Below are 26,415 nucleotides of genomic sequence, written 5' to 3'. Positions count from 1 at the left end.
GATGGGACCCATGTTCGATTCCCTCTCCGACCGGTTGACCGGTGCCCTGAAGGACCTCCGCGGCAAGGGGCGGCTCTCCGATGCCGACATCGACCGCACCTGCCGTGAGATCCGGCTCGCCCTGCTCGAGGCCGATGTCTCGCTGCCGGTGGTGCGCGCCTTCATCGCGCGGATCAAGGAACGGGCGAAGGGTGCGGAGGTCTCCGCGGCCCTGAACCCGGCCCAGACGGTCGTCAAGATCGTCAACGAGGAACTCATCGGCATCCTCGGCGGCGAGACCCGCCGGGTGCGGTTCGCGAAGAACCCGCCCACGGTCATCATGCTGGCCGGTCTGCAGGGTGCCGGTAAGACGACACTCGCCGGCAAGCTCGGTAACTGGCTCAAGCAGCAGGGGCACACGCCGCTGCTGGTGGCCTGTGACCTCCAGCGTCCGGGCGCGGTCTCGCAGCTGCAGATCGTCGGCGAGCGGGCCGGCGTACCGGTCTTCGCCCCGCACCCGGGCACCAGCGTCGGTGGGGAGGGAGCACTCGGCGTCACCTCCGGCGACCCGGTCTCGGTCGCCCGCGCAGGTGTCGAGGAGGCGAAGACCAAGCACTACGACGTCGTCGTCATCGACACCGCCGGCCGCCTGGGTATCGACTCCGAGCTGATGAAGCAGGCCTCCGACATCCGCGATGCGACCACGCCCGACGAGGTGCTGTTCGTCGTCGACGCGATGATCGGTCAGGACGCGGTCTCCACCGCCGAGGCCTTCGCCGACGGCGTGGGCTTTACCGGCGTCGTGCTGACCAAGCTCGACGGCGACGCCCGCGGCGGTGCCGCACTGTCGGTGCGCGAGGTCACCGGTCAGCCGATCATGTTCGCGTCCTCCGGTGAGAAGCTCGAGGACTTCGACGTCTTCCACCCCGACCGCATGGCCAGCCGCATCCTCGGCATGGGCGACGTGCTCAGCCTCATCGAGCAGGCCGAGCAGCACTGGGACGCCGAGCAGGCCGAGGCCGCCGCGGCCAAGATCACGCAGGGCGAGCTGACCCTCGAGGATTTCCTCGAGCAGATGCTGATGATCCGCAAGATGGGCCCCATCGGCAACATCCTGGGCATGCTCCCCGGCGCCGGCCAGATGAAGGACGCGCTGTCGCAGGTCGACGACAAGCAGCTCGACCGGGTCCAGGCGATCATCCGTGGCATGACCCCTGCCGAGCGGGACAACCCGAAGATCATCAATGCCTCGCGCCGGCTGCGTATCGCCAACGGCTCCGGCGTGACCGTCAGCGAGGTCAACCAGCTCGTCGACCGCTTCTTCGAGGCCCGCAAGATGATGGCCCAGATGTCGGGTCGCATGGGCATGGGCGGGATGAACCGGAAGTCCAACCGCAAGGGCAAGAAGGGGAAGAAGGGCAAGGGACGCGGTCCCACGCCGCCGAAGGTGCGCGGGGGCTTCCCGGGGATGCCCGGTGGCATGCCCGCCGGCTTCCCGGACCTGTCCAACATGCCCGCCGGACTCGACCAGCTGCCGCCGGGTCTCGAGGGCATCGACGTCTCCCAGTTCCAGCCCAAGAAGAAGAAGTAGCGATGGGTGGCCCGGCGATGGATGGCCCAGCACCGGATGTCACCGCCCGCCACTACCGGGGCGCCGACCCGCTCACCGGCGAGCCGATCGAGTTCTGGGTGTCCGGTGAGACCATCAGCCACACGTCTGTCGCTGACGCCGAGACCGTCGTCGACGCCGGCTGGATCCTGCCGGGGCTCGTCGACGCCCACAACCACGTGGGCATCGCGCCCGGGCTCGGCGTCGACATCGAACAGGCCCGCGGTTACGCGTACGCCGACGCCCGGACGGGGACTCTGCTGATCCGTGAGGTCGGGTCGCCGCTCGACACCCACCCGCTCGACGACGACCCCGCATGTCCGCGGTTCATCCGTTCGGGCAAGCACATCGCCCGGCCCAAGCGCTATCTGCGCGACTACGGTGTCGACCTCGACGACCCCGACAAACTGGCCGCCGAGGTGGCGCGCCAGGCGCAGGCCGGTGACGGCTGGGTGAAGATCGTGGGGGACTGGATCGATCGCGAGGTCGGCGACCTCGCGCCTCTGTGGACACGAGACCAGATCGAGGCCGCGGTCGCCGTCGCGCACGAACACGGCGCAAGGATCACCGCCCACGTCTTCGGTACCGACGCCCTGGTCGACCTCATCGGGGCCGGTGTGGACTGCATCGAACACGGCACCGGGCTCACCGCCGATCTGATCGATCAACTCGTCGACAGCTCGATCGCGTTGGTGCCCACGATGATCCAGGTGGAGAACTTCCCGGGCATCGCCGACGGCGCCGAGCGGTTCCCGACCTATGCCGCCCACATGCGCAAGTTGCACGCCGACGCACCGAAGGTCTTCGCATCCGCCCGCGAGGCCGGCGTGGCGATCTTCGCCGGTACCGACGCCGGCGGATTCGTCGAGCACGGGCGCATCGTCGACGAGATCGAGGCCCTCTCGCAGGTCGGTCTGGGCAACGCCGGGGCGATCGCTGCAGCCTCCGTGCAACCTCGGCAGTGGCTCGGCGCCGACCTTCTCGCCGACGGCGACCGCGCCGACTTCGTGGTCTACCGGGAGAACCCCTGCAATGACCTGGGCGTCCTGCGTCACCCGCTCGCAGTGGTGTCCTCGGGCCAAAACATTTTGTGAGCAACACCACAAGGCGACCGCTGGTTGCGCTTACCTACTGCCGCGTAAGGTAGCAACCGCGTTGCACAGGTTCGTAAGGGGACGAACCGAACAGCACAGTGCAGACCCCGCCGAAACCGGGGGTGGAAACGGGGTTTCGGTGGGGGTCGCGCAAGCCTGGGGGCCGATCAATCGGTAGGCAAGTGGCGTTTGCGACGTACGGCATGTGGTTGTTCTCGCGGGGTGGACAACCACATGCCGGTTTCTTTTCCGGCAACATTCGCCGGACTCCGTCCGGCCGACCTGACGGATTTCTTCCCGGGGCCTCTGTTCTGGCAGAATGGCTCGACGGTTCGTCGGATACGGTCACGGCCGCCCGACGGTCACACCGAAACAGACGCAAAACCGGGTCCACCATTCCGGGTGGATCGCAGAATTGCGCAGTGACCACACGAAAGTAGAAGAAGACATGGCTGTCAAGATCAAGCTCACGCGGCTCGGCAAGATCCGCAACCCGCAGTACCGCATCGTCGTCGCCGACGCTCGGACCCGCCGCAACGGCCGGGTGATCGAGACCATCGGCAAGTACCACCCGAAGGAAGAGCCCTCGCTGATCGAGGTCGACTCCGAGCGCGCCCAGTACTGGCTGGGTGTCGGCGCACAGCCGACCGAGCCCGTTGCCGCGATCCTCAAGGTCACCGGTGATTGGCAGAAGTTCAAGGGCCTGCCGGGCGCCGAGGGCACCCTGAAGACCGCCGAGGCGAAGCCGTCCAAGCTCGACCTGTTCAACGCTGCGCTCGCCGCCGCCGAGAACGAGCCGGTCGCCGCGGCCACCACCCCGAAGAAGAAGGCCGCCAAGAAGGACGAGGCCCCGGCAGAAGCTGCCGCCGAGGCCCCCGCCGCCGAGGGTGACGCGTGAGCGCTGTCGTCGCCGACGCGGTCGAGCATCTCGTCCGCGGAATCGTCTCCAACCCGGACGACGTCCGGGTCGACCTCGTCACCGGTCGTCGTGGACGCCTGGTCGAGGTCCACGTGAACCCCGACGATCTGGGTAAGGTCATCGGCCGCAACGGTCGTACGGCCACCGCCCTGCGCACCCTCGTCTCCGGTATCGGCGGACGCGGCATGCGTGTCGACATCGTCGACACCGACCGCTGACGGCCGACTCGCAGGACGAACGCATCGTGGATCTCGTCGTCGGACGCGTCGTGAAGTCGCACGGCATTCGTGGCGAACTCGTCGTCGACGTCCGAACCGACGAGCCCGAACTGCGTTTCGCTCGCGGCTCGGTGCTGCGCGGCCGACTGCCGCGCGGTGGCGGAGAACGTGGATTCACCGTGACAGCCGCCCGGGAACATTCCGGGCGGCTGTTGGTGTCTCTCGAGGGCGTCGCCAGTCGCGATGCGGCCGACGCCCTGCGCGGCACCCTGTTCCTCATCGACTCCTCGGATGTCGAGCCGTCGGACGACCCGGACGAGTTCTACGACCACGAACTCGAAGGCGTCCCGGTCCAAACCGCCGACGGCACCGAGGTAGGTGTCGTCGAATCGGTGCTGCACATGCCCGGCGGCGAACTGCTGTCGGTGCGCACCCCCGACAAGCGTGAGGTCTTGATTCCGTTCGTGCGGGAAATCGTGCCGACGGTGACCCGCGAACTCATCGTCGTCGACCCGCCCGAGGGCCTCCTCGATCCGGACTCGGCCGACGGCGCGAAGTGATGCGCCTCGACATCGTCTCGATCTTCCCCGAATATCTCGACCCGCTCCGGGTTGCGTTGCTGGGCAAGGCGATCGACGCCGGCCGGATCAGTGTCGACGTCCACGACCTGCGGAACTGGACACACGATGTGCATCGCAGCGTCGACGACTCGCCGTACGGCGGCGGACCCGGCATGGTCATGAAACCCGACGTGTGGGGGCCGTGTCTCGACGACGTCTGCCCCGACGACGCGCTTCTCGTCGTCCCGACCCCGGCCGGTGTGCCGTTCACGCAGGCGACCGCCCAGCGGTGGAGCACGGAGAAACATCTCGTCTTCGCCTGCGGACGCTACGAGGGCATCGACCAGCGTGTCTTCGACGACGCGGCCCGTCGGGTACGCGTCGAAGAGGTCTCCCTCGGCGACTTCGTCCTCATCGGCGGCGAGGTCGCGGTCATGGCGATGATCGAGGCAACCGTCCGGCTGATCGACGGTGTTCTCGGGAATCCTCGCTCGCACCAAGAGGATTCGTTCTCCGACGGGCTCCTCGAAGGGCCGAGTTACACGCGTCCGGTGAGCTGGCGAGGACTCGACGTCCCGCCGGTGCTCCTCAGCGGCGATCATGCGAAGGTCGCGCGATGGCGACACGAGCAGGCGCTCGAACGGACCCGCGCCCGCCGGCCGGACCTCCTCGCCGGCCCTGTGAATCCCCACGAAGACCCGGAGTCGGATCCCCGCTAGGATTCGGCACAACTCGAGCACACGGGGGTGTTATGCAGGGCTATGAGGCCATGGTCGAGGAACTCGACCGTCAGCGTGCCGAACTCGCGCAGACCCGTGCCGCGTTGTCGGAGCTGACCTCCCGGGCGGTCAGCCGCGATCGGCTCGTCGCCGTCACCGTCAACGCACGCGGTCTCGCCGTCGACATCTCGATCGATCCCACCGCCTTGCGTCGCTACCGTGCCGACCAGCTCTCCGAACTCCTGACCACCCTGATCGCCGAAGCGGACCATGCGCTGACTTCGCGGCGCGCCGAACTTCTCGTTGCGGCAACGGGTTCGGGGTTGGACTACGCCGACGCGCGTCTCGACCCTGCCCGTCTCGACACCGCCCGGACTACCGGATGACGGCCGGAGGACGCCGAAACCGGGTGGCCGCGGACGTGGGTACCGCGGCGGATTTGTCCGCCCGGCTGGCCAATGCCGAGTCGCGGCTGGGCACCGTGCATTCCGAACTCGTCGAACTGCTCGCCGACATCGACACCGCGGTCGGGGTCGGGGAGGGCGCCATGGCCTTCCGTCGCGGTTTCGGTCCCGCGAGCGCCGACGCGAGCGACCTGCTCTGTTCCGCGGTCGCGCGTCTCGCCGAGCATCGGCGGGCACTCACCACCGGTGTCGAGTCGCTCGCCTCCGCCGATGCCGACGCCGCGGCCGCCTTCGAACCCGGTGATCCCCGGTGAACTCGGCGTCCCGACACATCGCGGACGAACTGGCACCGGGCGTGTGGCCGGGTGCGGATCCGACGTCGCTCCGGGAGGCGGCACGACGCGCACGGGCCCTCGCCGAAAGCGTGGAGCGGGTCACCGACGTGGTCGTCTCGGCAACCGCCGCGTACTCCTCACCGGCCGGCGGCGGCGCGGCCGTCGAGGGGGAGTTCGCCGACGCTCTGGTCGACGGGCTCGGCCGGGTCACCGGCACCGGGCCGCAGTCGCTGCCGCATGTCGCCGAACGGCTCCGCGCGATGGCGGCGTCGTTGGACACCTATGCCGACGTCGTCGTGGAGACCGAACAGCAGATGACGACGATCGCCCTCGTCGCCGACCGTGACCGGCAGCGGGCGGAGGTCTTCGCCGAGGTCGGGGACGACTCGTGGCGGGTGAGTGCGGCAAGTGCCGGTCGTCTGGCCCTGACGGCTGCCGGTGACGACTACACGCAACGGTCGGAGGACGCCGGGCAATCCGCCGGCGGGACCCCGCCCGCGGCGACCAGCGGGATGATGCCGTTCGCCCCGATGGGTGCAATGGGCGCGGCCGGAGCGGCCGCCGCCGGGTTCGGTGCCGCCGTGGGTGCTGCCTCGCGCACCGACCGGGACACCACCGGGGGAGACCTGACCTGGCTGAGACGCCGCGCCGACGCCGTGCAGTCGACGGTGCCGACGACCATCGCGGGCTGGTTCCGGACCGCGGTCGGTGTCGGTGTCGGGGCCCGCGGGCGTCGCGTGGTGGTCGTCGGGACCAACGATCCGCAGCCCTACCAGCGCGCGGGGCTCGAACTCGCCGACGACGAGGCGTTGACCGCGAACGGGCGGGCGCCCGAACTCGCGATCGTCGAACACATGACGAGTTCGGGGATCACCCCCACGGCCGTCGCCGCCGCCACGCCGATGGATTCGGCGACGGTGGCGGCGCTGCAGGCCGCCGGCGTGGTCGCGATGGCACCCGGTTCGTCGCGCTGACCGGGGATTTCGTCGGACCGGGGTGTCTCTGGCACAATAGTCGGGTTGCCTGTCCCGTGTGACGGGCACCGACGACTCGGAGTATGAACCGGTTCGAAGCCGTACGGCCCGCCAGGTTCCTCTGCTCAACGTTCACGCCAGAATAGGACCCAATCAATGAACACGCTCGACTTCCTCGACAAGCAGTCCCTTCGCGACGATGTCCCGGAGTTCGGCCCCGGCGACACCCTCGACGTCCACGTCAAGGTCATCGAGGGCAGCAAGGAACGCGTCCAGGTGTTCAAGGGTGTCGTGATCCGTCGCCAGGGTGGCGGCGTCCGCGAGACCTTCACCGTCCGCAAGGTGTCCTTCGGCGTCGGCGTTGAGCGCACCTTCCCGGTGCACAGCCCGAACATCGCCAAGATCGACGTCCTCACCCGCGGTGACGTCCGTCGCGCCAAGCTTTACTACCTGCGCGATCTGCGTGGCAAGGCCGCAAAGATCAAGGAAAAGCGCTGACGCGTCTACCCTGACGAGGTGGCCGACACACAGCGACCCAGCGACGATCGCGACCTTGACACCGAAGGCAACGACGGTGAGAAGCGTCCCTGGCGGTTGAAGTCCGATCCGGACGAGACCGCCGACGCCAAGAGCAAGTCGGGCTCCGGCTCGCTCTTGCGCGAGGTCGTGATCATCGTGGGGTGCGTCCTGCTCCTCACCTGGGTGCTGCAGACCTTCATCGGTCGGCAGTACGTCATCCCCTCGGAGTCGATGGAGTCGACTCTGATCGGTTGCGACGGGTGCACCAACGATCGCATCGTGATCGACAAGCTGGTCTACCGTTTCGGTGATCCGGAGCCCGGTGACGTCGTGGTCTTCAAGGGCCCGTCGGAGTCGTGGAACGGCGCCTGGGTGTCGCCGCGCTCGACGAATCCGGTTGTGCACAAGGCGCAGGATGCGCTGTCGTGGTTCGGTTTCGCCCCGCCCGACGAGAACAATCTCGTCAAGCGTGTGATCGCGACCGGCGGACAGACCATCGAGTGTCGCAACGACGAGGGTGTCGGCGTGAAGGTCGACGGCAAGCCGCTGCGCGAGCCGTACATCAACATGGAGTTGCAGCGCGAAACCCTCGCGGCCTACGGACCCGATTCCGGTGTGAGCGACAAGCTGCCGCCGTGTCTGGGCCCGGACTTCGGTCCGATCAAGGTTCCCGAGGGCAATGTGTGGGTGATGGGCGACAACCGCCTCAACTCACAGGACTCGCGCTACCACGTCGACGACCAGTACCAGGGCACCGTCCCGGTCAGCGATATCCGCGGCAAGGTCCGGACCATCATCTATCCCTTCTCGCGGATCGGTGGTGTCGGTTCGATCGATCCCCAGCAATGACCATGTGGGGATTGCGCACACCATGAGCCGCTGGCCACCGCGTTCGCCCGTCCGTCGTGCAGCCGGACTACGGACCTTCGAATTCGCGCTCTACCGGCAGGGCCTCGGTCCTGTCGCCGGGGTCGACGAGGCCGGTCGCGGCGCGTGCGCCGGGCCGCTGGTGGTGGCGGCATGCGTGCTGAAACCGACGCAGCTGGCCTCGCTCGCCGACCTCGACGACTCCAAGCGGCTCACCGAGAAGACCCGCGAGACGCTGTACCGATCGGTGACCCGGTACGCACACGCGTGGAGCGCGGTGATCATCGACGCCGCGGAGATCGACCGGATCGGCATCCACGTCGCGAACATCGAGGGCATGCGCCGGGCCGTCGCGGCACTCGACGTGACTCCCGGATACGTGCTGTCCGACGGGTTCGTGGTCCCCGGCCTGACCGCGCCGTCGCTGCCGGTGATCGGGGGAGACGGGGCCGCGGCCTGCATCGCGGCCGCGAGCATCATCGCGAAGGTGACAAGGGATCGGATCATGGTCGCGATGGACGCCGACCTGCCCGGGTACGATTTCGCGATCCACAAGGGATACAGCACAGCTCTTCACATGTCCCGCATCGATGCGGCGGGACCGTCACCACAACACCGCATGTCGTACCGGAACGTCGCGGCACGAGTGGTCTCCAGTGCAAACGACAACAGGGATAGGCTTACAGGATGAGTGCTGAGGATCTCGAGAAGTACGAAACCGAGATGGAACTCTCTCTGTACCGCGAGTACAAGGACATTGTCGGTCAGTTCACCTACGTGGTGGAGACCGAGCGGCGCTTCTACCTTGCCAACGCGGTCGAGATGATTCCCCGCAACACCGACGGCGAGGTGTACTTCGAACTCCGGATGAGCGACGCCTGGGTCTGGGACATGTACCGGCCGGCCCGCTTCGTCAAGCAGGTTCGCGTCATCACCTTCAAGGACGTCAACATCGAGGAGCTCGAGAAGCCGGAACTCCGGCTTCCCGACGAGCCCTGAACACTCCTGGGGTGAACGTGCCCCGAGACGTCGACGACACCATGTTGGTGAGTCGGTAGTTCTCCACAGATTCGGCCGCGGCGGGTGTACTCCCGCCGCGGCCGAGTCGTGTTCGGGGACCCTTCAGAGCATGAGCAACCGTCGTGCGCACGTGGGCAAGCTGGGGGAGGACATCGCCGCCGAGTTCGTCGGTTCACTGGGGTGGGTGGTGCTGGAACGCAACTGGCGCAACCGATATGGCGAGCTCGACCTGATCGCCGTCGACCCCCGTGGCCCGGCCGGTCCGGCGCTGGTGGTCGTCGAGGTGAAGACACGTGCCAGCCGCACCTTCGACGATGCCGTGATGGCCGTGACCCCGGGCAAGCTGGCCCGGATGCGTCGGCTGGCCGGTATCTGGCTCGCGGGCCAGGAACGAGGCTGGCCACAAATCCGGTTCGATGTCATCAGCGTGCAGTTGGACGGCCACACCCCGGACGACCCCGCAGCGGCGCACGTCAGGCACCACCGCGGAGTCCACGAGTGAGTAGTCGTCGGCCGGGCGTCTACAGCTTGCCGAGGTCGGAGCGGATGAGCATCACGTTGTAGTCGCTCCAGCGTGAGGCGTTGAAGTACAACTCTTTTCCGGTGCCGGTCAGTGCCGGCGAGGTCGGCAGCATCATCGGCCCGTAGACCACCGGGTTGCCGGGGGCCACGATGTTGCGCGGCGAGCTCCACGGGCCTTCGGGATGGTCCGCGGTACGGAGTTTGATGCCGTTGTCGCCGTCGAGCATGATGTATTTCTTCAGGTACGGGCTCCACGCCACGGAGAGTTCGCTGACCGGCTGACGGACGACGACGCCCTCGGTGTCGTGGATGTCGCTGATGCTGTCGACCCATCCGATGCGCTCGCCGGACCAGTACTGGTACTTACCGAGGTCGAGGATGTCCTCCGGTTTGAACCGCGCCAGGAATGCAGCGCCGAAACGGCCGTTGGGCGTACCGAACTGGTAGATGTAGTCCTCTTCATCGGTGCCCGGCCGTCCACGCATGTATGCGTTCTGCTGGAACTTGCCGTTGTTGACGTCGATCGCGCGCAGGTTGCCGGGTAGCTCGAGGTCGATCGGAGCGTTGATGAGGATGGTGTCGGGGTCGCTGACCCAGGTCTGACCGTTGTCGTCGGAGTGGGCGATACCCGAGTAGTTGGTGATCCAGTTGCCGGCCGTACCCCAGGACCGCACCGACATGTAGTTGATGTACTGCCGGAACCCGCTGCCGTGGGGGAGCGAGATCGCCGCGGTGGGGATCGTGGTGACCTCGATGTTCGAGATGCCCAGGGACGGAATGAGTTCCTCGGCGTAGTTCGCCCGGCCCCGGATCACGGTCCCCGAGTTCTCGTCGCCGGCGACGCCGTTCGGGATGGTGATCTTCCCGTCGCTGAAGTCGTCGTCGTTCGTCCGCAGCAGGACATTGTGCCGCCATTCCTGACCGACGGCGGTGCAGTTGCCGAAGCTGTCGCCGAACGCCATCAACGTCTGCCCGCGGCCGTTGTCCCAGGCGATGCCGAGGTCGGTGCCGCTGATGCCGAAGCGGTCGTAGGTGTCGTTGTTGCTGCGCGGACCGGTGACCCAGCTGAGGACCTTGGAGATGTTCCCGTTGTAGACGGGCAGCGGGCCCTGGGGCCCGGCCGCAGGGGCATTGGTGCTGCCCGACGAACCGGTTCCGAGGAGACTCGAACCGGCGCCGGAGTTACCGCACGGCGCGGCTTCTGCGATGCCGGTACCGGCGGTCAGGACGATCGCGGAGGTACCGATCGCGAAGGCTCCCGCCAGCGCCAGTCGGACACCTTTGGTGAAACGGCTGGGCACTCAAGACCTCCGTGTGACAGGTGTTACTGAAGTTATGGACGTGACTATTGTTACTAGGGTTGTGTCACGGAAGGCCCCGAGATCGGTCACGATCCGATGTCAGCGGATGAGGTGGCGCTTCTCCGAGTCGGTGCGCGACTGCCAGCCGACCCGTTCGAGTTCGGGGACGTCGTTCTCTCGTTCGGGATAACCGATGCAGAGGTAGCCCACGAGTTTCCAGGTGGGTGGGACCGCGAGTGCGGCGGCCACCTCGTTGGGTTCGAGGATGGACACCCAGCCGATACCGACGCCGCGGGCCCGGGCGGAAAGCCACAGGGTGGTGATGGCCGTGACGACCGAGTACTCGAGTGTCTCCGGCACGGTGTGGCGACCCAGGCCGTGGCCCTGGTCGACGTCGGGTTCGCAGAAGACGGCGAGATGAACCGGTGCGTCGTCGAGGCCGGCGAGCTTGAGTGACGAATACAGTTGCGCGCGTTCGCCGGTGTAACCGTCGAGCGCTTCGGCGTTGCAGCGGACGAAACTGTCCCGCACAGCCTCTCGCGCCGCCTTGGTTCGCACCTCGACCCACCGCCAGGGCTGACTGTTGCCGACGGACGGCGAAAGCTCCGCGGCCGCGATGAGCTCGGGGAGAAGATGCGGCTCGAGCGGTTCGCGACTGAACCGACGGACATCCCGTCGCCAGCGGAAGAGTCGGCTCAGGTCGGCGACGAACGCGTCGTCGAAAATTCCGTCACACATCGGTTGTCGAGCTTAGCGAGGGCGTGCGATCAGAACGGCACGGGTCCGTCCTCGTCCTGCTGACGTTCGCGTTCCCGCTTGTTACGGGCGCGTTCGGCTCGCCGTCTGGCGTGTTTGTCTGCCAGCCGGTTTCGAGTGGGGCGAGGGTCGTCGCCGGTGATGACCCGTGGTGTGGGTGGGGCTTGGGCGGCTTGTTCGAAGCGGATGCGGCGCAGGTTGGGGAACAGATCTTCGAGGGTTTCGGCGTCGCCGCGGATGCGGTAGCCCTCTGGGGTGACGTACTCGGTGACCAGACGGCCGTCGTCGTCGCGGTACTGGACGTCGATCCAGTTGCCGAAGGTTTTGTGCAGGTGCCCGTACCGGCATTTGGCGTTGAGGTTCTCACTGGAGGTGAGTCCACCGCGGGTCGGGCGCTGACGGTCGAACTCGGCGACGTGGTCGAGGTCGCAAGTGAAAGAGGACTGCTCGCACCCCGGTTCGGTGCAGTAGCCGTCGCGGATGCGGACGAAGTCGGCACAGGCGGTGGTCGGGCGGTACGGGTCGGACGGCTGGGAACCGGGATAGACGACTACCACATCCGGTGACGTTGCTTCGGCACCGTTCGGCGCGGTCGGCTCAGCGATCGGTGCGGCTGCGGGTTGCGGGCGTCTGGCTTCGCGGTCGTGTGCGTCACGCTCGTAGTGCTTGCTTACCGGCGAGGGCGTTTCGGCCGCAACTCGTGTGGGTGCCGTGCGGACCGGAGTCACTGGTTTGATGGTGGCGTCGGGTCGGTGGGCGAGGTCGCGGACGTGCTCATCGGAGATGACGCCGTGCCCGTCGATCCAGCCGATCCCGGGTGCGCCGGCCAGTGTCGCGGCATCGGTGACGACGTGGATGACGATCTCGCTGCGCACCGCCGCGACCGCCGGCCGGGGTTCGGGAACCTCGGCTGTGCAGTTGTCACGATCGCAGCAGCATTCGAACAGAGTGCCGGTCAGCAGGGCGAACATGGCGTCGGAGTTGCGTTGTCCGACGGTGCGGCCGTCGTGCTTGCACACCGAATCTGCCAGCACGCGAACGGCCTTGGCGGCGATACGCACGTTCTCCGCGGCCATCACTCCGGTGATCTCGGCGGTGCCGTCGTCGAGGGTGTGGGTATGCATCCCGCGGTTGTCGAGCGCTTCTTTGCGGCGTTCGCGGACCAGGTCTGGGTCGTGACGGAAGACCAGGCGGTCGACCATGTCGCGCAGCCGGGCTCGCGTCCAAGAGCCCTTTCTGTTGCGGAGAGTGGCGGCGATCTCGGCGTCGAGGGTGGGAGTGATCGATGAGTCGGGCGGGACGAGTGCGGTGCGGGACGCGATCACCTGCACCTGCCAGCGGGTGGTGATTCCGTCGCGCAGGGTGTCGAGCACTTCGGGCAGATTCTCGTGCAGTGAGATCGTCTCGTCGACGAGGATCTCCGCCTGGCGACGGGTGATACCGAGCTGCCGCATGACCCGCAGGACGCAGTCGGCTTCACCGGTCATGATGATCCCGCCGTCCAGAGTGCTGCGCGTGGCGATGCAGCGTTCGGCGATGGCATGCACCGCCCGATACCGGTTCCACCACTCGGACGATTCCCGACGCTGCGAAGCTCTCAGTTCCTCCATGAGTGAGTTCATGTCGGCGTCGTAGGGGTGGGCAGGATCGATCCCGGCGAGATACCCGCCCGGTAGATCGCTTCGATTCCCCGACACCCTGCCCCCAGAAGTGCTGCAGCGCCAGCCTGGTCAGCCGACTCATCTGCTGACAACCAATGTAAACCCGACCACCGACAAGAACTGATCCCCATCCACAGGATTCATCCGTTACGCAATTGTGTAGCAACAGTATTCGTCGGATTGATGTCGCACGCGACACTGATCTGGCGACGCGAACTCAGCCAATGTCGCGCCGCCGGAGCGACATCGCACGCGACTTCGTTGTTGAAATTCGCTCGACTCAGTACGCGCCGATGCAAGAACATTTTCGAATGTCCGAGTACGAGAAAGTCACACGCTTCGAGGTCATCGATCACACGACCGGTGGTCGCGGTCGCGTCTACACCCGACATGACGTCTCGATCGAAGTGAGCTATTAGGACGACGGCCGCACGCTCAAGGTGTTCATCGACGATCCCAAGCCGTAGCTCGATTCAGATACTCAGCGGTGCCGGCCCGGTGGTGGCGCGGACGACGAGCTCCGGCGGTTGTGCCGACGACGACGTCGGGAGCCCGTGAATCAGGGTGAGCATCGACTCGACGGCGCGAACGCCCATCTGGCGCAACGAGATCCGGACCGTGGTCAGCGGAATGAAGAGTTCGCGTGCGATGGGGATGTCGTTGAATCCGATGATCGAGACATCTTCGCCGGGGGTCAGTTCGCGATCGCGGAGGACGCCGAGCGCACCGATCGCCGCCTCGTCGTTCATCACGAACACCCCGGTCGGTGGGGTCCCGGACGCCAGGAGGGACTCCATCCCGCGCCGGCCGGCGGCGGCGTCGAAGCCCTCGTACCGGATGGCCTCGTCGGCGAAGGGGATTCCGTGTCGCGAGAGGGCGGCCCGGAATCCGGACAGGCGGTCGGCCGTGGTGCTGACCCAGGACGGTCCCCCGATCACACCGAGCTTGCGATGACCGAGGTTGATCAGGTGGCTGCCGGCGATGTCGCCGCCGAGAATGTCGTCGCTGGTGGAGTGCACGGCGGCGCCGCTGCGGCGGTTGACCAGGACGACGTCGATCCCGCGCGAGGCGATCTGTTCGATGTTGTTGTTGTCCAGTCGGGCATCGCCGATGATCAGGCCGTCGACGGCCCGGCCGAGCAGCAGCGACACCTGACGTAGTTGCTCCACCGGGTCGTCGCGGGTGTTGGCGACGAACGTCGCGTACCCCGCGGCGTTCGCGGTTTCCTCGACGGCGTCGTACACCGTGGCCAGAACGGCGTCGGTCAACTGCGGGACGAGCACACCGAAGGAATGGGAGCGGCGAGTGGTGAGGCTGGCGGCGTTGGGGTTGGGGACATATCCCAACGCCTCGGCGATCTCGAGGATGCGGATGTCGCCGGGGGTGGCGTTGGTACCGTCCTGAGCTGCCCGACGAAGCGCGCGGGACACGGTCGACACGTGGACACCGGCCTCCGTGGCGATCGTCTTGAGCGTCACCGCGCTTCGACTGCGCGGCGGGCGCACTGAGTCAGTCGGTCGCATTCGTCTCCAATCCCTGGCAGATGCCGTCGATGATCGTGTGGGCCCACGGGAGTGGTGCGTTCCGCTGCCGGGATCACCCATTCTAGCTAAGATGCAACCGATTGCAGCGAAAGCAGTCGATTCCGGGGCGCTTCTGGTCGCCCCACGTCCCCAACCAGGTCGAGGTGACCTCACACAATGACATTCTCGGACGGAACGAATTCAGGCGGAACGGGTTTGGGTGGACTGAACCCACCCTCCGGGGCGCTGACGCTGGCTCTGGTGCAGCAACAGGTACCGCGGGTGCGGTCTCGTGAGGACATCATGGCGGTCACGCGCTCGGTCGCGTCGATGGTGTCGGAGATCGCGGGGGCGTTCTCGAATGCGGATCTGATCGTCTTTCCCGAGTACAGCCTCCACGGTCTGCGCAAAGACGCCTGGGCGGACGACTCGCTCATGCTGGACATCGACGGGCCCGAGGTCGACGTGCTCCGCCAGGCGTGTGTCGATGCCGGCCGGTGGGCGTGCTTCAGCGTGATGGAGGCCAACCCGTCCGGTGCGCCGTTCAACGTCGCGATCATCGTCGACGATCGCGGTGAGATCGTCCTCTACCAGCGCAAACTACATCCCTGGGTACCGAAGGAACCCTGGGAGCCCGGCGACCAGGGGATCGCGGTGTGCGACGGACCCCACGGGTCCAAGCTCGCCGTTCTCATCTGTCACGACGGGATGTTCCCGGAGGTGGCGCGCGAAGCGTCCTACCTGGGGGCGAATGTGCTGCTGCGTACGGCCGGATACAAATTCCCCTTGGCTCAGGCGTGGCGGATCACCAACGAGGCCAATGCGTTTCACAATCTCTCCTTCACCGCGTCGGTGGCTCTGGCGGGGGAGGACGGCAACCACATCGCCTCGATGGGGCAGGCCATGGTGTGCGACGTCGACGGCACAATCATCGCCTTCGGTGACGGAACCCCGAATCGAGTCGTCACGACCTCGATCGTGCCCGCCGCCGCCGATGCCGCACGCCGGCAATGGGGAGTGGAGAACAACATCTACCAACTCGGCCACCGAGGCTTCACCGCGGTGGCCGGGGGTGCGCGGGACTGCCCGTATACCTTCATGAAAGACCTGGTCAAGGGCGAATATCGCGTGCCGTGGGAAGCCGATGTGGAGGTGACCGACGGCACCGGTGAGGGCTACGGCCCGGCACGGGCACCGGGGTCCGACCAGGACACGGCCCGGGCCGGCTTGCGCGCTCCCGCGGCGAACCCGACGCCGTAACGGCTCTGTTAACAGTGGGCCCTTGGCGGCTCAGGGGTCGACAGAGAGAGATTTGTGTCATACGGTCGCTGCAACCGATTGCACAAGCGATTGCGATCTGCCAATCGACGAAGGAGGGCCTTTTGCCCGTGGATTCCCCAACTTCGGAACTGCGAGACATCGAGCTCGAGTCACTGTCCGATTCCGAGGTTTACAAACTACTTTCGATCGCGGTTCAACCGCGCCCGATAGCATGGGTGTCGACCGTCGGAACCGACGGAGTCGACAACCTGGCGCCGTTCAGCTTCTTCAATGTCGCGTCGCGGACGCCGCCCACGTTGATGTTCTCGATCGGGGAACGTATCGGGCACCCGGGGCGTGCCAAGGACACCCTGATCAACATCGAGGCGACCGGCGAGTTCGTCGTCAACATCCCGGCGCGTGATCATGCACGGGCGGTGACCGTCAGCCATGAGACCGTCGAGTCCGACATCGACGAGTTCGTGCTCGCCTCGGTGGAGAAACGTGATTCGACGAAGGTTCGGCCGAAGGCAGTCGCCAACGCGCTGGTGTCGTTGGAATGCACTCTGCTCCAGACACTTCCGATCGGGACAGACACCGTGGTCTTCGGCAGTGTGGTGGCCGCGACGGTGCGTGGGGACGCGGTCGACGAGCGTCTGTACAGCGATCCCGACGCGGGGCTCTGGCTCGCCCGTCTGGCCGGTCCGTACTACTCCGCGGTCGCCGGGGGAGTCCACCAGGATGCCGAGGGGTCGGAGCCGCGGGGCGCGGATCGTTGAGGCGGCTCGGAATCGGAGTGGTGCAGACCAGGGCCGATGGTGAGGACCCGGGTGCCCGCTTCCGCGAGATCTCCGGCCGGATCGACGAGCTCCGCGGTGCCGGGGCCGACGTCATCGTGATCCCCGAGTTCGCCATGACCGGTTACGACCTGACGGTCGACCAGCGAGGGATCGCGGCCGACGCCTCGCTACGTGCGCGAGATCTGTTGGGTCAGTGGGCGATCGCTCATCAGGTCACCCTGGTCACCGCGCTCCCGCTGCTCGACGACGACGGTGTGCTGTACGACGCCTCGATCATCCTGGCCGCGGACGGACGGCAGTACGTCGGCGCCAAGCGTTTCCTCTGGGGCGACGAACGCGCGACCTTCACGGCCGGCCGCGGGGCGGCGTTGCTCGCCGAGGTGGACGGAATCACCATCGGTGTGCCGATCTGTTATGAGATCGGCTTCCCCGAAGTCGTTCGTGAACTCGTCCTCGCGGGTGCCGAGATCATTGCGGTGCCAGCGGCTTTCGGTCGTCCGCGCCGCCACGTGTGGGAGCTCTTCACCAGTGCCCGAGCCGTGGAGAACGGCTGCATCGTGGCCGGTGCGGGACTGTGTTCGGAGAACCTGCGGGGTCAGCCGTTCGCCGGCCACAGCACCATCGTGGATCCGTTCGGTCGGCGCCTGGTGCAACTCGGCGACGTCCCGGACGCGGCGGGTGTGGTCATCGACCTCGCGGACATCGACCGCGCACGGGCGCAGCTGCCCTATCTGGAAGACCTGAAGTCGATCAATTCTTTTGCAGCGCTGGACAACTGAGAAACAACGACCAATAATGGACGTCGCGGGTTACGGTGAGGTTGTTAACGCACTGTGAACAAGCACCCGGACGTATTTACCCCATACGGAGTCCGCGTATAGCGTGGACGCAACCGATTGCACAAGCGATTGTCCGCCCTCTGGGCGCAACACGGTGATCGACCGTGCCGAGCCGCTACCGACGTCGTCACCCGGCCGGGATCGCACTACGGACCTATCGAACAAGGATGCACATGCCTGACCTACAGGGAATGGATCTTCTCGCCGCCTTCACGCAGGAACTCGAGCTCTGCAACGTGGCCAAGGGCGAACACGTGGTGGTGCTGACCGAGCCGACCAGCCGCGACGACTACATCGCCGCGGCCTTCGGCGCGGCACAGTCGCTCGGCGCGCACGTCCTGGTGTTGACCGCTCCCGGCGGTAGCCCGGCGCCGCTGCCGAGCACCCACACCGGTGCGGGGCCCGGTCTGCAGTCGGTGCTCGCCGACCAGGTCGCCCAGGACACCCTCAAGCGGGCCGACCTCGTCGTCGATCTGACCCGCGAGGGCTTCATCCACGCACCCGTGCAGCAGGAGATCCTCGCGGCCGGGACCCGGATCATCTTCGTCTGCGACGCGCCGGAGGTCCTGATCCGCAACATGCCCGCTCGCGCGGACAAGGACCGGGTCCAGCGCGGCGTCGACCGCATCCGGACGGCATCGACGATGAGGGTGACCTCCGCGGCGGGAACCGACCTGACGGTCGAATTGCGCAACAGCGCACCGGAATTCCAGGTCGGTTACGCCGACGATCCGGGGCGCTGGGATCATTGGCCGTCGACGATGGTCCTGTGCTGGCCGGAGATCTCCAACGGCACCATCGTGCTCGACAAGGGGGACATCGTCCTCCCGTTCAAGGAGTACGTGCGCGACACGGCGGTGCTGACCGTCAGCAACGGTCAGATCGTCGACGTCAGCGGAGGTGCCGACGCACGGATGCTCTCGTACTTCCTCGACGATTCCGACGACAAATGGGCGCGCTACCTGTCCCACATGGGCTGGGGTCTGATGCGGAGCGGCGACTGGTTCGCGACCGCGATGTACGCGAAGGACGAGATCATGGGAATGGACGCACGCGCCTATGCCGGCAACTTCCTGTGGTCCACCGGGCCACACCCCGTTCTGGGCCGGGATTCCTACGCCCACCTCGACATCGCGCAGCGCGGCATGACGATCACTCTCGACGGCGAACCGGTGGTCAGCGACGGCGCCCTCGTCGACGATCTGGTCACGGAGGGCTGAGGCAGATGGTTGCCACACAGTCCTTCGAGGTCATCGTCGTCGGCGGCGGACTCGGCGGTGTCACCGCGGCATTGGCACTGCGCCGCAGGGGACTTCGGGTCACCGTCCTCGAGGCCGCCAAGGAACTCGGCGAGGTGGGTGCGGGTATCCAGACCGCACCGAACGCGAGTCGCGTCCTCATGGGAATGGGGCTCAGGTCGAAACTCGAGGCGATCAAGACCGAACCCCTCGACCAGATCCGCCGGCGTTGGGCGGACGGATCGGTGATCGGCCAGACCTCGCTCGGCCGGTTCTGCAAGGAGAACTACCTTGCGCCGTACTGGCATTACCACCGGGCCGATCTGCACTCGGTACTCGTCCACGCCTGCAGCGATCCGGACCAGCCGGGCCCCGCGGTCGACTTCCGTACCGACAGCCGGGTCGTCTCGCTCGACCAGTCCGACCCGACACGCCCCAAGGTGGGCACCGCGGACGGGGAAACCTACAGTGCCGACGTCGTGATCGGCGCCGACGGTGTCCGTTCCTCCGTCCGCGACCTGGCGGGATTCGACGACACGCTGGTCTACTCCGGTGAGATGGCCTACCGCGCACTGATTCCCGGGGAGCGGATCTTCAAGGACCCGGCCACACGATTCGTGTTCGACCGATTCCAGTCGGCGATCTGGTACGGGCCGGACCGTCACCTCGTCCATTACCTGCTGCGCGGCGGCGAATACCTGAACGTCGTGGCCCTGGTCCCGTGCACCGATGAGGTTCGGGACAACGGACCGCGAACCGCGACGGCCGCGGAACTGGCTGCCCAGTACGCCGATTGGGATGAGCGGGTGCCGGCGATGCTGTCGAAGGCCGACGACGACATCCTTGTGCAGGCGCTGTACTACCGGCGGCGGGATCCGGTGTGGGTGACCGACCGGGTCGCCCTCCTCGGGGATGCGTGTCACGCGATGCTGCCGTACCAGGCGCAGGGCGCCTCGCAGGCCATGGAGGACGCCGCGGTCCTCGCCGAGGAACTCGGCCAGGTCACCCGGGACGGTATCGACTCGGCGCTGATCCGCTACGTCTCGCGCCGCGCGAAGCATGCCGGCATGGTCCAGGACGCGTCGTTGGCGAACATGTCGCTCTACCACCTGCACGACGGGCCCGAGCAACAGGCGCGTGACCGGAAACTGGCCGAGTTCGACGGCGAATCCGTCGTGTCGTACCGCTGGTTGTGGAGTGGGACGCCACTCAACGACCCCGACAACGAGAGCTTTGAGTACAAGTTCGCGAAATGATGCACCAACCCTGAAATCAGCTGTGCCGCAACGACGCGTCGGTTGATTGATCGTTGCGCCGAGGTAGATGCCCAGGCGCAGACCACTACGTCACACACGGAGTACACATGAAATCCGGCGAGAGCGTCGTTCAAGCACTGCCATGGAAATGGAATGTCCAGGGCAGGATCTTCATCATCGGTGGCCTGGGCTACATGTTCGACGCATGGGACGTCGTCCTGAACGGGTTCCTCACCCCACTAGTCGGCGACTACTGGGACCTCGATCTGGGTACCCGGAGCCTGGTGGCCACGGCGAACCTGATCGGCATGGCCATCGGAGCGGTGGTCTGGGGCAGCATCGCGGACAAGATGGGTCGCAAGAAGGCCTTCAGCGTCACGATGCTGATCTTCGCGCTCTTCTCGGTCATCGGCGCCTTCTCGGTGAACTTCGAGATGTTCATCCTCTTCCGGTTCCTCGCCGGCTTCGGCCTCGGTGGTTGCATACCAGTCGATTACGCGCTGGTCAGCGAGTTCTCGCCACGTCGGCTGCGCGGCCGCATCCTGGCCGCGATGGACGTGTGGTGGCCGATCGGAGGCACCATCTGCGGCGTGGTGGCAACGCTCCTGGTCCCGGTCGAGGCCGACACCCGGTGGCGTGCGATGTTGATCTTCATGGTGCTGCCCGCACTGTTGCTGTTCTGGGTGCGGCGGGGCATTCCCGAGTCGCCGATCTACCTCGCCCGGACCGGGCAGGCCGACAAAGCCCGTGCGGTGATCGACGACATGGTGGCGCGGACCGGAGCAGAGCCCGAGGTCTACACGATCTCCGATCCTGCTCCGGCGGAGAAGATGTCGTGGCGTATCGCGATCACCCAGCTGCGCGACGTGTGGCGGTTCAACCCGCGCATCACCGCGACGGCTTGGGCCCTGTTCATCACGATCATGTTGCTCTACTACGCAGCCTTGAGCTGGATGCCCTCGATTCTGCGTGAACAGGGCCACGGGGACACCGCGGCATTCGCCGGGACGACCCTGATGACCGGTGTGGGCATCGTCGGCGTCCTCACCTCGGCGTGGTTGTGCGAGGCCTACGGACGCAAATGGGTGATCGGGCTCTCGGGTCCGCTGGCCGGGCTGGCCGTCGCACTCTTCGCGGCCACCCTGAACGCCGGCACCATCTCGCTGGTCTTCCTCTGCATCTTCGGCTTCCTGATCCAGCTGACCATCCCGGTTCTGTATGCCTATGTCTCCGAGCTCTATCCGACCGAGATCCGGGCCAGCGGCTTCGGGTGGGCGTCGGCAGTGAGCCGCGTGGCCACCGGGTTCGCGCCGCTGTTGTTCGGCACCCTCCTGTGGCCGGTGGTTGGCTTGACCGCGACCTTCGCCATCGCCGGTGTGTTGGTCCTGGCCGCGGTGTGCTGGATGATCGTCGGATCGCCGGAGACGAAGGGACGTGAACTCGACGACATCGGCGTGGAACCGGAAACCCCCATCGCCGACGGTGTCACCTCGTGAAACCCTCGTCCTTCGGATATCACCGGGCTAGTTCGGTCTCCACGGCCTGCCGCCTCCTCGCCGAACTCGGTGAGGATGCCAAGATCCTCGCCGGCGGCCAGTCGCTCGTCGCGATGATGGCGTTCCGACTCGCTCGCCCGAGTGACCTCCTCGACATCGGGGGAGTCGACGAACTCGACTACCTGGACGTGGGGCCGGCGGAGCTGCGGATCGGTGCGCTCACCACCCATCATCGGGTCGAGAAGGCGCAAGAAGTGTTGACCGACAACGGGTTCGGGGTCATCGCCGGAACGATGCCCTACATCGGGCACCTGCCCATCCGGACCAGGGGGACCGTCGGCGGCAGTCTGGCCCACGCCGATGCCACCGCCGAGTGGTGCCTGCTGGCCGAACTGCTGGATGCGCAGATCGTGGTCACCTCGGTGCGCGGGGAACGCGTCATCGATGCCCACGAGTTCTTCTTCGGGTTCTTCGCCACCGCACTCGACGAGGACGAACTCATCACCGAGTTGCGGTTCCCGCGTCCGGCGCCGAATGCGGCGGTCGCCGAGTTCGCCAATCGGCACGGGGATTTCGCCGTCGTCGCCGCCGGGGTGGATCTCGACGTCGATCCGGCTGCCGGAGTCCGGGCGGGTCGCGTCGCGCTGGCGGGCACACAGCCGGTGCCGGTGACGATCGCCGCCGCCGGTGAGGTGCTGGCCGACTGTGGGGAACTCACCCCACACCTGGTCGATGCCTGTGTGGAGGCCGCCGTCGCCGAGCTGGACCTCACCGATCAGGCCGACCCGGAATACGTACGCGGGGTGGCCCGTACGCAGATCCGTTCCGCGCTGTGGTCAGCAGCGCCCGACGAAGTCAGGAGCCGATGATGTCAGCACCGTCGTTGACCGGGCCGGAGACGATGCTCCGAGGCGGCTCATGGGTCGGACGATCCGTACGACGCCGCGAGGACGGACGCCTCCTCCGCGGCACCGGCCGCTTCCTCGACGACATCGAGCTGCCCGGCATGGTCCATGCCCAGTTCGTCCGCTCCACCATCGCAGCGGGGACCTTCGCCGACCTCCGGCTGGACCGGGTACGCGAGATGTCGGGAGTCTGCGCCGCCTTCACCGCGACCGACCTGGGCCTGGCCCCGATGGCCCCGTCGCTCGACCGGCCGCTGTCGGAGTTCGTGCCGACCGAGATGCCGATCCTCGCCGACCGCGAGGTGCGGTACGTCGGTGAACCGATCGCGATCGTGGTGGCCGAGGACGCGTATCGGGTCGAGGACGCGCTCGAGTCGGTGGAGGTGACCTACCACTACACCCAGGCGATCACCGGTATGACCGATGCGCTGGCGCCCGAGGCGCCGCTGGTGCATGCCGCCGCGGCGAACAACACCCTGGTCGACGTGTCGATGTTCGACACCGAGGGCGTCGACGAGGCCTTCGAGAGCGCCGATTGCGTTGTGTCCGTGACCTGTTCGACCGGGCGGCAGAATGCGCTCCCGATGGAGACCCGCGGCGCGATCGCCGAATGGGACGAACGCAACGAACAGCTCGTGGTCCACACGCCCAGTCAGGTTCCGCATCAGGTCCGCACCGTGATCTCGAAGTGCCTGGGTATCGACGAACGCAAGGTCCGTGTGATCGTCCCCGACATGGGCGGCGGCTTCGGTATCAAGTGCGTCGTCGGACGCGAAGAGGTCGCGGTGGCTGCCGCCGCGCTCCGGTTGCGCCGGCCGGTCAAGTGGATCGAGGACCGACGCGACGCCCTGACCGCATCGTTCCTCGCACGCGAGCAGCATTACGAGGCCAAGGCGGCGTTCGCTGCCGACGGTTCGATTCTCGCGCTGGCCGCGGATGTTGTCTGCGACATGGGCGCCTACAGCTGCTACCCGTTCACCGCGGGTATCGAACCGCTGATGGCCGCAACGGAGATGCCAGGGGTGTATCGGGTGCCGGAGTACCGGGTCCGGGCCCGCGCGATCACCACCAACAAGGCCCCGACCGCGCCGTATCGAGGCGTGAGCCGCCCGCAGTACGTCATGGTCATGGAGCGCCTGATGGAGCGCGCGGCCCGCGAACTCGAGATGGACCCGCTCGAAGTGCGCCGGCAGAACCTGATCGACGTATTTCCCTACACCGGGGTCAACAACGTGACCTACGATCCCGGCTCCTATCGGGAGTCCCTGGACCTGTGCGAGTCCGTCCTGGCCGACGAGGGATGGTTCACCCTGCGTGACGAGGCGCGGGCGGAAGGCCGGCACGTCGGTATCGGCTTCTCCTGCTTCAGCGAACGGACCGGTTACGGGTCGGCCGCCTTCGCCGCCCGCAAGATGGACGTCGTCCCGGGATTCGACATCTCGGAGATCCGGATGGACACCAGCGGAACGGTCGTGGTCACCACCGGAACGCTCAGCCACGGCCAGAGTCACGAGACGACGATGGCGCAGATCGTCGCCGACCGCCTCGGTCTGTCCATCGAGCAGGTGCGGATCTCGCAAGGTGACACCGAGCGGATCACCTACGGCTTCGGCAGTTTCGCGAGCCGGTCGATCACCATCGGCGGCAGCGCCGTAGCACTCGCGGCCGGCAAGCTCGGTGAGAAACTCCTCGACATCGCAGCCCACCTGCTCGACACACACCGCGAGAACGTTCGACTCGGCCAAGGGCGCGTCGAACTCGTCGACGAGCCGACGCGTGGCTTGAGTTATCGGGACATCGCCGACGTGGCCTACCTGAAGGCGCATCTGCTGCCCAAGGAATGCGAGCCGGGTCTGAACGCCACGGCCAGTTTCGACGTCGCAGGCGACGGAACGTTCTCCAACGCCACCCACGGCGTCGTCGTCGAATTACACCCGGGCACCGGCAAAGTCGAGATCCTTCGGTACTACTGCGTCGAGGATTGCGGGGTCGCGATCAACCCGCAGGTCGTCGACGGGCAGGCCCGCGGCGGCATCGCCCAGGGCATCGCGGGCGCGCTGTTCGAGGAGGTCACCTACGACCCGACGGGACAACCGCTGGTCGCCAGCTTCATCGACTACCAGGTCCCGACCGCCTCCGAGATCCCCGACGTCGGCATCTCGCACCTCGAGACCCCCTGCCTGTTCACCGAATCCGGGGCCAAGGGCGCCGGCGAGGGTGGCACGATCGGGGCTCCGGCAGCGGTCCTCAACGCCGTCAACGATGCCCTGTCGTCGACGGGGATCGAACTGGACAACACACCCATCCATCCGCACATGGTGGCGGCAGCTCTCGCCGGCGCCCACGGTCACGACGCGGCCGACGGATACACCGAACGACAAGGGGAGCAGAGATGACATCCACCGAAGAGAGCGCCGGGCCCACCGAGGCCGAGAAGGTCCTGATCGAACTCCGGGTCAACGGCGTCACGCGCGAACTGATCACCGAACCACGCAGAACCCTCGTCGACGCGCTGCGCCACGACTTGCGGCTCACCGGAACCCATGTCGGCTGCGAACACGGCGTCTGCGGCTCCTGCACGGTGCTCGTCGACGGGGCGCCGGCGCGTTCGTGCCTGATGTTCGCGGTCCAGGCCGAGAACCACGAGATCACCACGGTCGAATCGCTGGAGGAGTCCGACGGGTCTCTGGGAGATCTGCAGAGCTGCTTCTCCCGTAACCACGGCCTGCAGTGCGGGTTCTGCACGCCGGGCTTCCTGATGCTCGCGGAGGGGTACCTGGCCGAGAACCCCGCACCGACCCGCGAGGAGGTGCGCGAGGTGGTGGCGAGCAACTACTGCCGCTGCACCGGCTACCAGACCATCGTCGACAGCATCGTCGAATGTGCCGAGCTACGCAGGCAAGGCCACGACGGAGGGCCCGGGATGTGCGGCCACAGCTCGCCGACGACCGAAGACACCACGACAGAGGAGATTTCGCGATGAAACTGGAGAACACGGTCACCATTGCCGCACCTCCGTCCGAGGTGTTCACCCTCATCAACGATGTGGAGCGGGTCGCCACCTGTGTTCCCGGCGCAACCCTGACCGGTCGGGACGGGGATGCCTACACCGGCGGGGTCAAGGTCAAGGTCGGCCCGATCGCCGCGGCGTACCAGGGAACCCTGAGGTTCGTCGAGATCGACGAGATCAACTACACGCTGGTCATGGAGGGCTCGGGAGCGGACTCGCACGGCAACGGCGGCGCTCAGGCGAGCGTGCGGTTGGCAGTTGTGCCCGACGGCACCGGCTCCCAACTCCGCGTCGACACGGACGTGTTGCTCAGCGGCAAAATCGTCGCCTTCGGCAAGTCCGCGATCGTCGCCGTGTCCAACAAGATCATGGGGCAGTTCGCCGACAACGTCTCGGCACTGCTCACCGGACCGGCGCCCGCCGTGACCGCACAGCCCGGTCTGTCGGCTGCTGCTGCTGCGTCCTCGCCGGCGCCTGTTCCGCAACCGGCCGCGGGTGGCTCGGGTGACCTGGACATGATGGCGTTCCTGCCGGCCGGGACGGCGAAGGCCGTCACCTACGCCGGCATCTTCGTGGCCGGTATCGCCGAAGGGTTGCTCATCGCACGGGCTTTCGGCCGACGCTGACACGG

At 66.7% G+C, this 26,415-nt stretch carries 28 protein-coding genes; 24 read left to right on the top strand and 4 right to left on the bottom strand.

The genetic code is table 11. The features are described 5' to 3' along the window. Positions 1-10: 10 nt before the first annotated feature. From ffh to M1L58_RS01995, 14 genes are all read left to right on the top strand, one after another. Complete coding sequence (gene ffh / locus M1L58_RS02060; RefSeq protein ID WP_154881893.1) at positions 11-1,570, top strand: signal recognition particle protein; 1,560 nt, start codon at positions 11-13, stop codon at positions 1,568-1,570. A 17-nt stretch (positions 1,571-1,587) separates the two neighbouring features. Continuing rightward, the gene (locus tag M1L58_RS02055; RefSeq protein WP_248657630.1) at positions 1,588-2,682 is read left to right on the top strand and encodes an amidohydrolase family protein; all 1,095 of its coding nucleotides are present in this window, start codon (positions 1,588-1,590) and stop codon (positions 2,680-2,682) included. Between the two features lie 448 nt (positions 2,683-3,130). Continuing rightward, a complete protein-coding gene (gene rpsP / locus M1L58_RS02050; protein WP_232719027.1) occupies positions 3,131-3,580 on the top strand; it encodes a 30S ribosomal protein S16 in 450 nt (149 codons plus the stop codon). Then, positions 3,577-3,819 (top strand): RNA-binding protein, encoded by a 243-nt coding sequence (locus M1L58_RS02045; RefSeq protein ID WP_004572301.1) that lies wholly within the window; start codon positions 3,577-3,579, stop codon positions 3,817-3,819. The genes rpsP and M1L58_RS02045 overlap by 4 nt, the downstream gene beginning before the upstream one ends. A gap of 26 nt (positions 3,820-3,845) precedes the next feature. Beyond that, entirely contained in the window at positions 3,846-4,379 is a 534-nt protein-coding gene (gene rimM / locus M1L58_RS02040; protein ID WP_248657629.1) for a ribosome maturation factor RimM, read from the top strand. Next, the gene (gene trmD / locus M1L58_RS02035; protein ID WP_154881896.1) at positions 4,379-5,098 is read left to right on the top strand and encodes a tRNA (guanosine(37)-N1)-methyltransferase TrmD; all 720 of its coding nucleotides are present in this window, start codon (positions 4,379-4,381) and stop codon (positions 5,096-5,098) included. Before rimM ends, trmD begins: the two co-directional genes overlap by 1 nt. A 32-nt stretch (positions 5,099-5,130) precedes the next feature. Then, a complete protein-coding gene (locus tag M1L58_RS02030) occupies positions 5,131-5,484 on the top strand; it encodes a YbaB/EbfC family nucleoid-associated protein (protein WP_248657628.1) in 354 nt (117 codons plus the stop codon). After that, a complete protein-coding gene (locus M1L58_RS02025; protein ID WP_248657627.1) occupies positions 5,481-5,816 on the top strand; it encodes a hypothetical protein in 336 nt (111 codons plus the stop codon). Before M1L58_RS02030 ends, M1L58_RS02025 begins: the two co-directional genes overlap by 4 nt. Beyond that, the gene (locus M1L58_RS02020; protein WP_248657626.1) at positions 5,813-6,811 is read left to right on the top strand and encodes a hypothetical protein; all 999 of its coding nucleotides are present in this window, start codon (positions 5,813-5,815) and stop codon (positions 6,809-6,811) included. The genes M1L58_RS02025 and M1L58_RS02020 overlap by 4 nt, the downstream gene beginning before the upstream one ends. 156 nt (positions 6,812-6,967) lie before the next feature. Beyond that, positions 6,968-7,309 carry a 50S ribosomal protein L19 gene (gene rplS, locus M1L58_RS02015; RefSeq protein WP_005198975.1) on the top strand — a complete coding sequence of 114 codons (342 nt, stop codon included), beginning with the start codon at positions 6,968-6,970 and terminating at the stop codon, positions 7,307-7,309. Positions 7,310-7,327: 18 nt separating this feature from the next. Next, positions 7,328-8,179 carry a signal peptidase I gene (lepB, locus tag M1L58_RS02010; RefSeq protein ID WP_248657625.1) on the top strand — a complete coding sequence of 284 codons (852 nt, stop codon included), beginning with the start codon at positions 7,328-7,330 and terminating at the stop codon, positions 8,177-8,179. Between the two features lie 22 nt (positions 8,180-8,201). Continuing rightward, complete coding sequence (locus M1L58_RS02005; RefSeq protein WP_006866820.1) at positions 8,202-8,888, top strand: ribonuclease HII; 687 nt, start codon at positions 8,202-8,204, stop codon at positions 8,886-8,888. After that, entirely contained in the window at positions 8,885-9,196 is a 312-nt protein-coding gene (locus tag M1L58_RS02000) for a DUF2469 domain-containing protein (RefSeq protein ID WP_005198978.1), read from the top strand. The genes M1L58_RS02005 and M1L58_RS02000 overlap by 4 nt, the downstream gene beginning before the upstream one ends. Before the next feature lie 130 nt (positions 9,197-9,326). Then, entirely contained in the window at positions 9,327-9,719 is a 393-nt protein-coding gene (locus tag M1L58_RS01995) for a YraN family protein (protein ID WP_248657624.1), read from the top strand. A gap of 19 nt (positions 9,720-9,738) precedes the next feature. Here the strand turns inward: M1L58_RS01995 and M1L58_RS01990 are convergent, their stop codons facing one another. The 4 genes from M1L58_RS01990 to M1L58_RS01975 all read right to left on the bottom strand — a co-directional run bounded on the left by M1L58_RS01990 (position 9,739) and on the right by M1L58_RS01975 (position 14,935). Beyond that, entirely contained in the window at positions 9,739-11,040 is a 1,302-nt protein-coding gene (locus M1L58_RS01990; RefSeq protein ID WP_248657623.1) for a DUF4185 domain-containing protein, read from the bottom strand. Positions 11,041-11,139: 99 nt separating this feature from the next. Next, positions 11,140-11,778, bottom strand: coding sequence for a 5,6-dimethylbenzimidazole synthase (gene bluB, locus M1L58_RS01985; protein ID WP_248657622.1), 639 nt, complete (start codon positions 11,776-11,778; stop codon positions 11,140-11,142). A gap of 29 nt (positions 11,779-11,807) precedes the next feature. After that, positions 11,808-13,418 (bottom strand): DUF222 domain-containing protein, encoded by a 1,611-nt coding sequence (locus M1L58_RS01980; RefSeq protein ID WP_248657621.1) that lies wholly within the window; start codon positions 13,416-13,418, stop codon positions 11,808-11,810. A 512-nt stretch (positions 13,419-13,930) separates the two neighbouring features. Continuing rightward, positions 13,931-14,935 (bottom strand): LacI family DNA-binding transcriptional regulator, encoded by a 1,005-nt coding sequence (locus M1L58_RS01975; protein ID WP_248657620.1) that lies wholly within the window; start codon positions 14,933-14,935, stop codon positions 13,931-13,933. Between the two features lie 222 nt (positions 14,936-15,157). On the opposite strand from M1L58_RS01975, the gene M1L58_RS01970 reads away from it, so the two are divergent. The 10 genes from M1L58_RS01970 to M1L58_RS01925 all read left to right on the top strand — a co-directional run bounded on the left by M1L58_RS01970 (position 15,158) and on the right by M1L58_RS01925 (position 26,410). After that, a complete protein-coding gene (locus M1L58_RS01970) occupies positions 15,158-16,240 on the top strand; it encodes a formamidase (protein ID WP_248657619.1) in 1,083 nt (360 codons plus the stop codon). Positions 16,241-16,254: 14 nt separating this feature from the next. Next, complete coding sequence (locus tag M1L58_RS01965) at positions 16,255-17,019, top strand: flavin reductase family protein (RefSeq protein WP_308221779.1); 765 nt, start codon at positions 16,255-16,257, stop codon at positions 17,017-17,019. 17 nt (positions 17,020-17,036) lie between these two features. Further along, a complete protein-coding gene (locus M1L58_RS01960; protein WP_248657617.1) occupies positions 17,037-17,819 on the top strand; it encodes a carbon-nitrogen hydrolase family protein in 783 nt (260 codons plus the stop codon). A gap of 233 nt (positions 17,820-18,052) precedes the next feature. After that, entirely contained in the window at positions 18,053-19,099 is a 1,047-nt protein-coding gene (locus tag M1L58_RS01955; protein WP_154881906.1) for a hypothetical protein, read from the top strand. Positions 19,100-19,104: 5 nt separating this feature from the next. Continuing rightward, positions 19,105-20,373: an FAD-dependent monooxygenase gene (locus M1L58_RS01950; RefSeq protein ID WP_154881907.1), complete on the top strand. Its 1,269-nt coding sequence runs from the start codon at positions 19,105-19,107 to the stop codon at positions 20,371-20,373. A gap of 107 nt (positions 20,374-20,480) precedes the next feature. Next, positions 20,481-21,869, top strand: coding sequence for an MFS transporter (locus M1L58_RS01945; RefSeq protein WP_248657616.1), 1,389 nt, complete (start codon positions 20,481-20,483; stop codon positions 21,867-21,869). Beyond that, entirely contained in the window at positions 21,866-22,738 is an 873-nt protein-coding gene (locus M1L58_RS23435; RefSeq protein ID WP_248657615.1) for an FAD binding domain-containing protein, read from the top strand. Before M1L58_RS01945 ends, M1L58_RS23435 begins: the two co-directional genes overlap by 4 nt. Beyond that, on the top strand, positions 22,735-25,170 hold the full coding sequence (locus tag M1L58_RS01935) for a xanthine dehydrogenase family protein molybdopterin-binding subunit (RefSeq protein WP_248657614.1): 2,436 nt from the start codon (positions 22,735-22,737) through the stop codon (positions 25,168-25,170). Before M1L58_RS23435 ends, M1L58_RS01935 begins: the two co-directional genes overlap by 4 nt. After that, positions 25,167-25,757 (top strand): (2Fe-2S)-binding protein, encoded by a 591-nt coding sequence (locus M1L58_RS01930; protein ID WP_154881910.1) that lies wholly within the window; start codon positions 25,167-25,169, stop codon positions 25,755-25,757. The genes M1L58_RS01935 and M1L58_RS01930 overlap by 4 nt, the downstream gene beginning before the upstream one ends. Next, positions 25,754-26,410, top strand: coding sequence for an SRPBCC family protein (locus tag M1L58_RS01925; protein ID WP_248657613.1), 657 nt, complete (start codon positions 25,754-25,756; stop codon positions 26,408-26,410). Before M1L58_RS01930 ends, M1L58_RS01925 begins: the two co-directional genes overlap by 4 nt. The last annotated feature ends 5 nt before the right edge of the window (positions 26,411-26,415 follow it).

This window comes from Gordonia sp. C13, assembly GCF_023218005.1.
GTDB classification, from domain to species: Bacteria; Actinomycetota; Actinomycetes; order Mycobacteriales; family Mycobacteriaceae; genus Gordonia; species Gordonia namibiensis.
This window is presented reverse-complemented; position numbering and strand designations above follow the sequence as displayed.

Coding starts and splice junctions, on each gene's coding strand:
- trmD (WP_154881896.1), top strand. CDS start 4,379: ATGCGCCTCGACATCGTCTCGATCTTCCCCGAATATCTCGACCCGCTC.
- rpsP (WP_232719027.1), top strand. CDS start 3,131: ATGGCTGTCAAGATCAAGCTCACGCGGCTCGGCAAGATCCGCAACCCG.
- M1L58_RS02000 (WP_005198978.1), top strand. CDS start 8,885: ATGAGTGCTGAGGATCTCGAGAAGTACGAAACCGAGATGGAACTCTCT.
- M1L58_RS01950 (WP_154881907.1), top strand. CDS start 19,105: ATGGTTGCCACACAGTCCTTCGAGGTCATCGTCGTCGGCGGCGGACTC.
- M1L58_RS01925 (WP_248657613.1), top strand. CDS start 25,754: ATGAAACTGGAGAACACGGTCACCATTGCCGCACCTCCGTCCGAGGTG.
- M1L58_RS01935 (WP_248657614.1), top strand. CDS start 22,735: ATGATGTCAGCACCGTCGTTGACCGGGCCGGAGACGATGCTCCGAGGC.
- M1L58_RS02005 (WP_006866820.1), top strand. CDS start 8,202: ATGAGCCGCTGGCCACCGCGTTCGCCCGTCCGTCGTGCAGCCGGACTA.
- M1L58_RS01930 (WP_154881910.1), top strand. CDS start 25,167: ATGACATCCACCGAAGAGAGCGCCGGGCCCACCGAGGCCGAGAAGGTC.
- bluB (WP_248657622.1), bottom strand. CDS start 11,778: ATGTGTGACGGAATTTTCGACGACGCGTTCGTCGCCGACCTGAGCCGA.
- M1L58_RS01980 (WP_248657621.1), bottom strand. CDS start 13,418: ATGAACTCACTCATGGAGGAACTGAGAGCTTCGCAGCGTCGGGAATCG.
- M1L58_RS01970 (WP_248657619.1), top strand. CDS start 15,158: ATGACATTCTCGGACGGAACGAATTCAGGCGGAACGGGTTTGGGTGGA.
- ffh (WP_154881893.1), top strand. CDS start 11: ATGTTCGATTCCCTCTCCGACCGGTTGACCGGTGCCCTGAAGGACCTC.
- M1L58_RS02055 (WP_248657630.1), top strand. CDS start 1,588: ATGGATGGCCCAGCACCGGATGTCACCGCCCGCCACTACCGGGGCGCC.
- M1L58_RS02030 (WP_248657628.1), top strand. CDS start 5,131: ATGCAGGGCTATGAGGCCATGGTCGAGGAACTCGACCGTCAGCGTGCC.
- M1L58_RS01955 (WP_154881906.1), top strand. CDS start 18,053: ATGCCTGACCTACAGGGAATGGATCTTCTCGCCGCCTTCACGCAGGAA.
- M1L58_RS02025 (WP_248657627.1), top strand. CDS start 5,481: ATGACGGCCGGAGGACGCCGAAACCGGGTGGCCGCGGACGTGGGTACC.
- M1L58_RS01945 (WP_248657616.1), top strand. CDS start 20,481: ATGAAATCCGGCGAGAGCGTCGTTCAAGCACTGCCATGGAAATGGAAT.
- M1L58_RS01995 (WP_248657624.1), top strand. CDS start 9,327: ATGAGCAACCGTCGTGCGCACGTGGGCAAGCTGGGGGAGGACATCGCC.
- rplS (WP_005198975.1), top strand. CDS start 6,968: ATGAACACGCTCGACTTCCTCGACAAGCAGTCCCTTCGCGACGATGTC.